At 49.1% G+C, this 11,673-nt stretch carries 11 protein-coding genes; 4 read left to right on the forward strand and 7 right to left on the reverse strand.

Features of this window, described 5'->3' with window-relative positions; all coding sequences use genetic code 11:
* Window positions 1-37: 37 nt before the first annotated feature.
* Together rstB and FHD02_RS03770 are read right to left on the reverse strand one after the other, a co-directional pair.
* A complete protein-coding gene (gene rstB / locus FHD02_RS03765; RefSeq protein WP_137370563.1) occupies window positions 38-1,339 on the reverse strand; it encodes a two-component system sensor histidine kinase RstB in 1,302 nt (433 codons plus the stop codon).
* Window positions 1,340-1,658: 319 nt separating this feature from the next.
* Window positions 1,659-2,120 carry a hypothetical protein gene (locus FHD02_RS03770; RefSeq protein ID WP_220393589.1) on the reverse strand — a complete coding sequence of 154 codons (462 nt, stop codon included), beginning with the start codon at window positions 2,118-2,120 and terminating at the stop codon, window positions 1,659-1,661.
* A gap of 1,438 nt (window positions 2,121-3,558) precedes the next feature.
* Between FHD02_RS03770 and FHD02_RS03775 the strand changes: the two genes are divergently transcribed.
* Entirely contained in the window at window positions 3,559-3,903 is a 345-nt protein-coding gene (locus tag FHD02_RS03775) for a DUF1294 domain-containing protein (protein WP_137365550.1), read from the forward strand.
* A gap of 25 nt (window positions 3,904-3,928) precedes the next feature.
* Here FHD02_RS03775 and FHD02_RS03780 read toward each other — a convergent pair whose 3' ends face one another.
* On the reverse strand, window positions 3,929-4,720 hold the full coding sequence (locus FHD02_RS03780) for an MBL fold metallo-hydrolase (protein WP_220393590.1): 792 nt from the start codon (window positions 4,718-4,720) through the stop codon (window positions 3,929-3,931).
* A gap of 191 nt (window positions 4,721-4,911) precedes the next feature.
* Here FHD02_RS03780 and FHD02_RS03785 point away from each other — a divergent pair, with 191 nt between their 5' ends.
* Both FHD02_RS03785 and FHD02_RS03790 read left to right on the forward strand, forming a co-directional pair.
* Window positions 4,912-5,751 carry an aminoglycoside phosphotransferase family protein gene (locus FHD02_RS03785; protein WP_137370566.1) on the forward strand — a complete coding sequence of 280 codons (840 nt, stop codon included), beginning with the start codon at window positions 4,912-4,914 and terminating at the stop codon, window positions 5,749-5,751.
* A gap of 120 nt (window positions 5,752-5,871) precedes the next feature.
* Window positions 5,872-6,900 (forward strand): HoxN/HupN/NixA family nickel/cobalt transporter, encoded by a 1,029-nt coding sequence (locus tag FHD02_RS03790; protein WP_137370567.1) that lies wholly within the window; start codon window positions 5,872-5,874, stop codon window positions 6,898-6,900.
* Between the two features lie 86 nt (window positions 6,901-6,986).
* Here FHD02_RS03790 and rstA read toward each other — a convergent pair whose 3' ends face one another.
* The gene (gene rstA / locus FHD02_RS03795; protein ID WP_170975143.1) at window positions 6,987-7,721 is read right to left on the reverse strand and encodes a two-component system response regulator RstA; all 735 of its coding nucleotides are present in this window, start codon (window positions 7,719-7,721) and stop codon (window positions 6,987-6,989) included.
* Window positions 7,722-7,847: 126 nt separating this feature from the next.
* Between rstA and FHD02_RS03800 the strand changes: the two genes are divergently transcribed.
* Window positions 7,848-8,183: a GlpM family protein gene (locus tag FHD02_RS03800; RefSeq protein WP_032939759.1), complete on the forward strand. Its 336-nt coding sequence runs from the start codon at window positions 7,848-7,850 to the stop codon at window positions 8,181-8,183.
* Here the strand turns inward: FHD02_RS03800 and folM are convergent.
* The 3 genes from folM to ydgH form a co-directional block, all read right to left on the reverse strand.
* Window positions 8,180-8,902, reverse strand: coding sequence for a dihydromonapterin reductase (gene folM / locus FHD02_RS03805; protein ID WP_137370569.1), 723 nt, complete (start codon window positions 8,900-8,902; stop codon window positions 8,180-8,182). The two genes, FHD02_RS03800 and folM, sit on opposite strands and share 4 nt — an antisense overlap.
* A gap of 36 nt (window positions 8,903-8,938) precedes the next feature.
* A complete protein-coding gene (locus FHD02_RS03810) occupies window positions 8,939-10,321 on the reverse strand; it encodes an amino acid permease (RefSeq protein WP_137370570.1) in 1,383 nt (460 codons plus the stop codon).
* A gap of 245 nt (window positions 10,322-10,566) precedes the next feature.
* Window positions 10,567-11,511, reverse strand: a complete 945-nt coding sequence (gene ydgH, locus FHD02_RS03815; protein WP_220393591.1) for a DUF1471 family protein YdgH — start codon at window positions 11,509-11,511, stop codon at window positions 10,567-10,569.
* Between the last annotated feature and the right edge of the window lie 162 nt (window positions 11,512-11,673).

The raw sequence follows: 11,673 nt of genomic DNA on the forward strand, positions 1-11,673 counted from the left end.
GCACAACATCTGCCGCCTGACCACCGAGCGGTATGGGTCAGGCAGTGGGAAATTCAGGAATGTTATGCCAGACGGGCCAACTGAAAGAAAAACGGGCCCCGCCCAGTTCACTTTCATCGCAAACGACCGTACCGCCCATAGCCAATGCGATCGAGTGGACGATGGCTAACCCAAGCCCGCAACCACCGGTCGCCCGGTCACGACTGGGATCGAGGCGTACAAATGGCTCAAAAACTTGTTCGCGCGCCGCAGGTGCGATACCAGGGCCGTCGTCTTCCACGATCAGCGTTGCTTGATTACCGTCCAGTCGCAGACTGGCTTGTACCGTCGACTGGCAATAGCGCAGGGCGTTATTCAGCAGATTATCCAGCACGCGCTCCATCAGGCGCATGTCCAGCGCACCGTAGTCGCCACTCTGAAGATGGCGAAGGCGCACCGCATGGTCAGGATTGACGCTTTGCACATCCTCAAGATGGGTTGTCAGCCAAAGGGGCAGGTCGGGTACGCTGAGCTTCAATTCATTTTGGGGACGATCCAGCCGGGCGTAGGTCAGTAATTCTTCGATCAACGCTTCCAACTGGCCGATATCACGATTCAGTGCCTGAGATTCTTGCTCGGTGAGATTCTCACTCATCTCCAGTCGGTAACGTAAGCGTACCAGTGGAGTCCGAAGCTCATGGGCAATACCATCGATGAGCTGTTTTTTACTGGCGATCAGCGCATTGATATTGTCCGCCATCTGGTTAAACGCCACACCAAGACGCTCAAAACTGGAACCGTTATCAAAATGGAGGCGTTCACCCAGATGGCCTTCACCAAAACGTTGTGCTGCGGCTTCCAGTCGGAGCATTTCCTGCCAGTGGGGGCGCATCCAGATAAGCACCGGGAAGGCCAGTGAAATGGCAATGAACGCCATCAGCGCGACGTCCAGCAAGCGCATTTGATGCAGAAAATAGAGATAGGGAACCGGGCCAACGGCCAGCACGTAATGGCTGCGCGGGATTCGTTGAATAAAAGTGTACTGATCGTCGAGTGCGACAATATCGCCTTCGCGCAGGCGCTGCATGGTTGGGGCGTCCAGCGTGTATTTATTCAGCGGTTCAACGCGCAGATCAAAAGAGAGGTTCAAATCCATCTCCTTTAGCGTCTTACCCCAGTCACGTGGTGGGATCTCGCGCAGCTCACTGCGCATCAGGTACAACGAGCTTTTCATTAAATCGTCGAGCGACTGCCTGCCCGCGCGTTCTGCGGTGAATTTATATACCAGGCCGACCAACAGGGTCATAACCAGAAAGCAGACAAACAGCAGGAGATAAAACTGTACAAACAGCTTCTTCATGAAATATCACCGGAATTTCAATGATTTAATTAGTGCGCATCCACCTCTGGGGGCACCAGGGGGACACCCTTGTATCCCCCGATGCGCGGGTTCAGAAAGGCTATCCGATCACCATCAAGCGCGTTTATCCAGGCAGAGTACACTGTATAAACCATTTCTGCATTCTCGCGGCCCATCTGATTTGCAATAAACGCAGGGTTGGCCCCGGCGGAAAGCATCCAGCTGGTGTAGGTGCAAGAAGTTTTATGGTTCTTTCGCCAGCACGAGTTTTGGGCGGTCCAAAAATGCCTTGTTGGGTTTGGCGGAGCCAGAACTTGTACTATGGGGTATTTGAAGGGGGGGTAGCTCCCTTATTCATCCAAATTGAAAGTGAGAACAAAATGGCAATACATATAATCATTATCAAAATAACCAAAGCGTATTGAACCGTCCATTCATCCGGTTCAATTTTGGATAATATCAGCAATACAGCAGATGCAATGCCTAACATAACGGGTTCAAATGCCTCATCTGGGCCGTGTGTCACTAACATGTAAGCTAACTGAATGCCGCACGAAATAGCGAGTGCCAGTGATACATACAATAATGTATTTATACTAAGGAGTTGCTTCGAAAGTTGCCACTGCAGAATACCAGCGTCTGGAGACAATGTCTGAATGATTTCGATTAAACCTTTGCATGAGAGCAAAAGAGTTAATGTGATAAAAATACAATATTGGATAATGTAACTTACTATTTTAGCGTAATGTTCACTACCATCGCGCGTGAAAAATTTAGGCATGAAATATGCTTCCATTGTAAATATTGTTTATTTAAACCACTAATTGTATTTTTTAAAGTAGTATTTTGGAAGAAATAAATAGAACAATATTATTGTTGCTGGAAATGTTGTTTTTTACAATTTTAATTGCTCCTTAGGCAATAATCCCCGCGGCTAGAGTAGGTTAGCAAGACAAAAGCATAAGCACAGAAGCTGCAAACAAAACGGCAAAGTTGAAACTCAGGGGGTAATTTTTTAATCGCGGGGATGACATTGCAGCAATGCTGTCAACGTTGGACGCGAACACCCGATAGGCTACCAGATGATCATGGTGAGTTACCGTGATGATAACCAGCGGGAGAAAATACTACGTGACAACGTCACTAAACAGGTGTGAGATCAATGCTCTAAAAGCTGTTTAGCTGATTCTCATTTTCTCTATACTCAATCAAGGTGCTCGGGTCTTTTTGGCGCTACTGGGTGGTGAGCTTGCGCGATGGCTTTTGGGTGGTGATCGAAGTAGAGATACATGGTAGGCGATATTTTGGCCTGCATATTAGTTTTCTACATTTAGAGGCTGCATCAACCCATTTTGATTTACAAAATTCTAAAAAATGCTGATGATCTATTCTATTTCAGCATAAACGATCTGTTTTTAGATCTCATGGTCTCGCCAGTTTGCAGGGTTATAATCGGCGAACCAGCATAAAACTCTGATTGAGAAAATCAAAACACGTCATTATCGCAGATGGTACCAGTGTGACCACGAAAGACAGAGAGTGTATTAATTCTGCTGGCGGTACGTCAATATATGCACAGGTTGAGTTTCTGAATGGCGGTGATGTTGATCATCGTTGCATGGCTATTGCCCACACCAAAAAGCAGGAGGTTTGCATGTGGGCCTGTCGCGGTGTACCTCAACCGAAAGATGATTGCTAATCGTAGTCTGTAATAAAAGGGCCGGAGGATGAGACATCATCATCCCCGGTAATAGGTTAGCAAGATGTTGTAGTGTTCTCCCAATTACAGGGTGGTCTCATGGACGAAATTAAGCAATAATATTTAACATGAAATTAACTCAATATTAACATTATTAATATTTCCCCTGTGAATATATGCGTGATATTGGCGCTGCAAGGATTGTAGGGGTGGCTTTATGGTGAATAGTCAGTAGATTAAGGCTAAAAAAATAATGAATAAATGATGGGGCTAATACTTGATCCCACAATCTGCGATATCAGTCTGAATTGTGCCAATGGTTACGACAAAATGGCGAAACGCGACTGGTTGGGCGGTATCCAGACCGTTACGCCAGCAGCAGTATTTTGCAAATGCTATTATCGGTGAAGTGATTGTAAAACCCATCCGCTAGCAGCAGAATGAGCGCCTGAACAAGGAAATCACCGAATACGCAATATAATGCGTACTGATACTCTCAAAATTGTTGTGATATAAAAATATGAATTTCAATCGTTGTTGTTATTTGCTACTCATTTTCGCAGCAACAGGCTGTATTTTCACCGCACATCCCTGGGTTATGTGGCTCATACTTGCCAATATACTAACGATGGCGCTATACGGCGTGGACAAAATGGCCGCGCGTCAGGCCTGGCGCAGGGTGCCTGAGTCTACATTGCTGATGTTTGGTGTTGTTGGCGGGTGGGTTGGTGCGATAGCGGGTCAACAAATTTTCCGCCATAAAACACAAAAGCAACCATTCAAAACCTATTTTATTATCAGTGTGATAGTCAGTCTCTCGCTGATGGGGGCGGTTTATCAGTTCTATCCATTTTCATCTTCCTGAATGAGGGGGAGAGTAAACGGCCCGATTATCTAAGGCAGGAGATATACTTTTCGCCTGAACGGCGTACGATTTCATCGGCATTGTCCGTAATATCTTTTCCCTCAAATGCACCGTAGAGTTGTTTAAATTTCACCATACTCAGGCGCTGGGTGATGTCGCTGACCGTAGCGGCTGGCAGCGGCAGCATATTGGGGTAACTCCACATAAAGGAGACGGCGTGCGCCCCTGGTGTGACCTGAACGATGTCGCCGGAAAGCACCAGGCCTTCATTTCGTGCCCAGTGCAGAACACAGCCGCCGGAAAAATGTCCCCCAAGTCGTATAACACTGACGTTTCGGGCCAGTTCAAGGGTGTCGCCTTGCCAAAATTTAATCCACGGGCTGTCGCGCATTACCCACTCGCTATCACTGGCATGGAGGTAAATTGGGGCATTAAATTCTGCAGCCCAGTCCTGCATAGTGGTGTAGTAGTGAGGGTGTGATATCGCAATAGCCTTAAGCCCGCCCAAAGAGGTTATGAACATTTTCGTGGCGTCATCGAGTGTGGCAATACAGTCCCACAAAATATTGCCCTCGGGAGTGAGCAGGATAAACGCGCGCTGATTAATCGCAAAATCAGGAACGGTGTGGATGCTGAGAAGATCGCTGTTGTGTTGTTGCCACTTATTTGTGTGTGAAGCGCAAAGGGCGGCAAAATCGATCCATTTCTGCCCTGTCGCGGGGACATACTGGCGTTCATCATTACAAATAGCGCAATGTTGTGGATGAGAATTCGTTTTCTCATAGGATGTCCCGCAGGCTTTGCATAAAACGATCATCGCGTCTTCCTCATTTAACAACCACAATCAGCATGGCACACAGAGACATAAGAAGGTGCCCGTTAGTGCTCTGGTCTATAAGCAAGAGAGGATGAAATCGGCACGCGGTGGCTCAATCAGGTGAAAGCAGGAATAATGGCTACACAGTCCACGTCGGTTGTCATCTTCCGGCGCAAAAATGAGGGTATTGTTTGAAAAATCGTCTGTTCAACGCCTGGCTTAGCCGCTGGGGACTCATTCCTGATGGTGAGGCATTTGAAACGCACACATCGCAGCTTTTGCCTGTGGTGGTCAAGGATGGGCAGAAAGCGATGCTCAAGCTTACCGACGATGACAGTGAACGCAACGGCTGCGCACTCATGGTCTGGTGGAATGGTAATGGCGCAGCAAAGGTACTGGCCTATGATGATGGGGCGATTCTGTTAGACCGTGCGACAGGGAGGCGTTCTTTAGCTGAAATGGCGTGGTCTGGCAACGATGCGCAGGCCTGTCGCATTATTTGCCATGCGGCCAGTCGGCTCCATCTACCGTGGAATGCGTTAACGCCTGCTTTAACCCCGCTGCATCATTGGTTTCGCGATCTCGCTCCTGCAGCGAAAAAACATGGCGGCATCATGACACGTTGCGCTGAGGTGGCAAACGTACTGCTCTCATCTCCCCAGAATGAAGTCGTATTGCACGGCGACTTACACCACGGCAATATTCTTGATTTCGAAATTAAAGGATGGCTGGCAATCGATCCGAAAGGGCTGGTAGGCGAGCGTGGGTTTGATTACGCCAATATTTTTACCAATCCGGATCTTGCCGATCCGACCCGGCCTGTCGGTATTGAGCCAGAAAGATTCCTGCAACGCGTGAATATCGTATCAGAAGCTGCCGGGATTGAACGGCAACGTCTGTTAATGTGGATTATTGCCTGGTGTGGATTATCGTCCGCCTGGTTTCTGCAAGAGGGGGACTGCGCGGCTATACCCCTGCGCATCGCGGAGTTAGCGATGGAGGAACTCGCATCAGGTGGTAATCAACTTTGATCTACGACACTGGGTTGGTAATTCTTAAGAGTTATCATTAGCCTGGTAAACGTTTTATTAATCAATCAGTGAACGGCGGTGTGGTGTGTTGTTTAGCGCAAATTTGACAGGCTGGAAACAATGAACACATTGTTTTCAATATTAAAAAAACGCCCAAACATTATTTCGTTGATGGTTTTACTCATCGGGGCAAACATTGTGGCGTGGCTGTGGGCTTTCACCGCGTTTAGCAACAACACGTCGTTACTGGCGCTGAGTCTAATCGCGTGGTGCTATGGTTTGCGCCATGCCGTAGATGCCGACCATATTGCCGCGATAGACAGTGCGACGCGTAAACTCATGCAACAGAAAAAACGCGCCCTTACGACGGGAGCCTGGTTTTCACTTGGTCACTCTACCATTGTGGTGCTGGCAAGCATTGGTATTGCGCTGACCACCAGCGTATTTAAGCAGCATATGGCATGGTTTCAGAATGTCGGCGGTCTTATCGGTACCACGGTCTCTGCCGCATTTCTGCTGATTCTGGCTACCATTAATCTCATTATTTTCTGCCATATCTGGAAGGCTTTTCGCCATCTTAAACGTACCGGTACTTACGCTGGCAATGCGGAAGATATGACGGTTTCAGGCCCGCTGAACTGGCTTTTCCGCTCCGCTTTCCGCCTGGTAGGTAAAGACTGGCATATGTATTTTGTCGGTTTTTTGTTTGGCCTGGGTTTTGATACTGCCACTGAAATTTCTCTGCTGGGTATTTCTGCCTCAAGCGCGTCCAGTGGCATGTCGGTCTGGTCAATATTAGTTTTCCCGGCGCTGTTTACCTGCGGCATGGCGCTGATTGATTGCCTTGATAGCATCCTGATGGTTGAGGCCTACGGATGGGCGTTTAATAAGCCCCAGCGCAAGCTTTATTACAATATGACAATCACCGGCACCTCGGTGATTGTTGCGCTATTTATCGGTGGACTGGAGGCGCTCGGACTGCTGTCTGATGCCTTTTCACTCCAGGGGGGATTGTGGGACACCGTCAGCAATTTGAGCGACCACATGGGGAATGTCGGCTTCGTGATTATTGGCGTCTTCATCGGCTGCTGGATTATTTCCGCAGTGAATTACCGTTGGAAAAAATACGACGGACTGACGTTCAGTTGAGATACAAGCTAAAACCGATTAATAAATTATTGTGACACTGTCACGTTTATAGGGCCGTATAATAAGCGAGATACGGCCCGATGGGTTTACTTGTCAGATTCATCGTCCCAGGCGTGCGGTGCGAACAGGTAACCTTTGTTGCGTACCGTTTTGATTCGATAGGGCTCTATGGCGTTATCGAGCAGTTTTTTACGTAACCGGGAAATCGCCACATCGACGCTGCGATCCATACCGTCATAGCTTACACCGCGCAGGTTCTTCAGCAACGCATCGCGGTCCATAATCTGCCCGGCATGGGTTGCCAGCTCCCACAATAATTCAAAATCGGCGGTGGAAAGAGAGACTTGCTTGCCGCCGAGTAGCACGGAGCGGTTGGTTGGGTCGATAGTGAGTGTACCAAAGCGTAGCGTGGTATGCGGTGTGATGGTCGCTGCCTGAATACCTTTAGACTGGGCTGAATGTTCGCTCTGACGCAAATGCAGGCGTAGCCGTGCAAGCAGCACGGCCGGAGGCGTTGTTTTAAGGATGTAGTCGCAGGCACCCATTTCCAGCGCCAGGATATGGTTCATGTCGCTGTCCAGAGAGGTCAGCAGGACAATCGGACCCTGCCAGCGTCCACGTAAATCGCGGCAGATTGTCATCCCGTCTTTGCCCGGCAGCATGATATCTAACAACACCAGATCGGGTTGAACTTGCAGGATTTTCTCCTCAGCCAAATCACCACGAGGTTCAAGGATAACCTCAATGTCATGCCGGGCCAGATAGGCGGCAATCAGCGAGCCAACTTCGGGATCATCTTCAACAAATACGATGGTGTTCATATCATTCATTTTGAATATAAAACGCCAACATACACCGCCCTCGTTTTTCCTTCCATTAATCTTTTCTAAACAAGAACGCTTCCGTTATGCTAGGGGCTGATGTTATTGATGTGTTAAGGCAGGGTGATGGGACTCGTTATCAAAGCGGCGCTGGGTGCGCTGGTGGTCGTATTGATTGGTTTGCTCGCTAAAACAAAGAATTACTATATTGCTGGATTAATCCCGCTGTTCCCGACATTCGCGTTAATTGCCCATTATATCGTGGCCAGTGAACGTGGGATCGAGGCGTTGCGTACCACCATTGTATTCAGCATGTGGTCAATTATTCCCTATTTTGTCTACCTCGTTTCGCTGTGGTATTTCACTGGATTTATGCGCTTACCCGTCGCGCTCGGCGGGTCAGTGGTGTGCTGGAGCCTGAGCGCGTGGTTGCTGATTTTTTGTTGGATAAAACTGCATTAACGCAGATGACGCCCGCCATCAAGGGCAAAACTACGTCCTGTGACAAAGCAACTGGTCAATAGATAGTCAATTAAATCAATGACTTCTTTTTCACCGGGCGCCGTTTTCATCAATGATTTATTCAGAGCCTGCTGGCGATATTCAGCATTGTCACTCTCGTTGAATAGGATCAGCGAGGGGGCAATTGAATTCACTTTGACTTCTGGTGCCAGTTTGCGGGCGAATGAGCGAGTCATATTGTCAAGCGCCGCTTTACTGGCAGCATAAGCAATGTGCTTGTCGCTGCCACGCTCTACAACATAATCCGTAAAATGGATAATATCGCTGGCTGCATGTCCGTGACCGCGTAACAACTCTTCCAGGGCGTGGTTGAGTAAGTAGGGCGTATTGACATGAATTTGCATCATGGCCGACAGCACTTCGGTTAGCGGCGTGCCCGGCTTTTCTGCCACCCAGGCACTGGCATTATGCACAATGGCGCGCAAACCGTTCGTCTGTCTTTTAACCTCATCGGCAAAGGCTAACACGCCTTTATCGGTAGAAAAGTCAGCCTGGATACACAACGCGCCAGCTTCGCACAAGCCATCAATGGCCGGGTAATGAGTCCGGTAACTGACAATAACTGGCTGTTTTTGATTGAGAAAATGCCATGCGACGGCGAGGCCGATGCGACGACCTCCTCCAGTGATAAGAATCGGCAAAGGGGGCTTTTTACCCATCGTAATCTCCAGGTTTCGCAAACGATGGGGATAGCGTTACCCCACCAACATCCAGGTCGCCGGAACTGCAGCAATAAGCAGCAGGCCGATCAGTGCCATCTCCTGGCGTTTTAATACATTTTCATGCGCGTGTGTTTTACGGGCATAAAGGAAAACCAGTAGTCCTGGCGCGTACAGCACCACAGACAGTAGCAAGTGCATCGGACCTGACGCATACAATAACCATATGCCATAAATGCTCGCACCGACACCAACTGCTTTATGCAACGGACGGGTCGCTATTTTCAGCAAAAATGCGCCGACCAGCAAATAGGGCACCAGAATCATCTCTGAGGCAATGGTCAGTAACGTATTGTAGTCGGAACCTGTGAGCCAGATCAGCACCAGACAGATTTGGACGCAGATGTTGGTCAGCCACAGCGACGCGGATGGCGCACCCTGCGCATTCTGACGCGCGAAGATCCGTGGAAACGCTTTGTGGGTAGAGGCGAGGAACGGCACTTCCGCCGCCATAATCGTCCAGCTTAAATAGGCACCGCAAACGGAGACAATCAGGCCTGCGGCGATAATAATTTCGCCCCATGGTCCCATCATTTTAACCATCAGACCGGCCATTGATGGGTTGCGGATTTCTGCCAGTTCTGGACGCGCGACAACACCCAGCGACAGCAGGGTGACCAACAGATAAACGCCCAGCGCAGCAAGCACCGCCAGCAGCGTGGCGCGTCCGACATCGCGTTTGTTTCGCGCGCGGGCGGAAACCACCACTGCGCCTTCCACACCGATGAATACCCACAGGGTAATGAGCATAGTGTTTTTGACCTGCTCCCAGACGGGGACGCCTAACGCGACGCCGGTAAAATCCAGACTGAAGGTATCGAGTTTAAATAGCATGAACGCCAGCACGATAAACAGGCCAAGCGGCAGCAATTTGGCCAGGGTCGCAACCAGATTAATGCTGGCTGCGGTTTGCACCCCACGCAGCACCAGAAAATGGACTATCCACAGCAGCGTTGATGCGCCAACGATAGCCTGCCAGGTATTACCATCGCCAAAAAGGCGTAATTCCGGCGTGTCGGTAAAGAAGCTGAGCGCAGAGAAGACGATAACCAGATACGAAACGTTAGCGATAACGGCGCACAGCCAGTATCCCCATGCAGAGCAGAAGCCAATCAGTTCCCCGAAACCTTCGCGCGCGTAGGTAAAAATTCCACCGTCCAGATCAGGTCGGATACGCGTCAGGAGCAGCATGGCAAAGGCGAGCAGCAGAATACCCGCACCGGTAATCGCCCAACCAATCAGTAATGCAGCTGGGCTGGCAACCGCCGCCATATTTTGTGGCAGGCTGAAAACACCAGCGCCGAGCATTGAGCTTAGAACCAGCGCGGTCAGTGCGCTCAGACCCAATTTCTTTTCCATTTGTATCCAGTTACTAAAACGAGAGTGAGAGAATAATTATTTTGGCAAACCGCATAAAAATGGTGAAAGCCACTAAGGCGCGGGATTTTACGGAGAGAAGAGAACGCATGCAATGGGGATAGAGAGATTTGTGACTAATAGTGTGAAAAGTTGTCTTAATATTCGTGTTTTTGTTCGGGCTGAGGATTTAACGAGGAAAAATTATCAGGTCTACAAGAGCTGTAGACCTGATAGAGCATAGGATATTACTTATACAGGTCAGCGCTAATGGTCATGTTGTTACCACGTTCTGACCACTGGCGAGTAATGTGATAATACTTCGCGCCTTTCTTCGCTGCGCGCTTGGCAACCTGATAAGAGACTTCGGTCATATTACCGTAGTTACCGGTGAACTTGATGCTGTCGAACGGAACCATCATTGCAGCAGTCGCTTTGTTCAGCTCTTCAACTTTCGTTCCATCCGGCAGCGTGACGGTGTAACGTCCACCTTTGGTGGATTGCGTTTCGAAGAAGCGACCAACTTCAGCACTCGGAGATGCGGTAGTCGCAACGCCCGGGATCTCAACTTTCTTAGCAGCTTCACCGCCTGCAGCTAACGCGGCGCGACCGGCATCAGAATCAGCCGGAATTGCATCAGGGCTTTGTACTACGCGTTTTTTCGCATCCGCTTTATAGATGAATGCGGTAATACGCTGGTTACCACCCTGGTTGGCATCGACCTGGCGAACGATATAGAAGGAGTAAGCCCCTTTCTCTTTTGCCGCTTTGGTGATGGCATCATTCACTTCAGGTTGGCTGCGGTAGAAGCCCTGTACCGTAACGGTATCGTAAGGTTCTATCAGAACGGCCTGATCTTTAGGTAACTCTATCACACCGTTAATGATACGGTTTTTGGATGCTTCCGCTTTTTCAGCGTCGGCTTTATAGATGTCGGCTACAACGCGCCAGTTACCGCCACTGCCAAAATCTGAGGTATCAACAACATAAAAAGAGGCTGCACCGTCTTTATCTGCACGACGTGATACGGCATTCACCGCGTCGCCGATCGCATTAAAACGACCGGTAACCACAATGCGGTCATAGGGTTTCAGGGCAGCAGCTTGCTCCGGCGTCAATTCTGTCGCTGCATTTACAGAAAAAGCAGTCGCAGAAATAAGTGCGGACGCCAGGAGAGTGTTCTTAAGCTTCATAAAAATAATCCTTCGCCTTGCGCAAACCAGGTACTGGTATTGTTATTGACTAGAAACGTCGCTGATTATTGCATTTAAATTGTGTCAGTGTCTGCGTCATTTTTCACTCATCGTGCCACAGGGTGTAACAGTGTCGATAACATTTTGTGATATGTCCAAAAA

Source organism: Citrobacter sp. EC_71, assembly GCF_019584005.1.
In the GTDB taxonomy this organism is placed as follows: Bacteria; Pseudomonadota; Gammaproteobacteria; order Enterobacterales; family Enterobacteriaceae; genus Citrobacter; species Citrobacter werkmanii.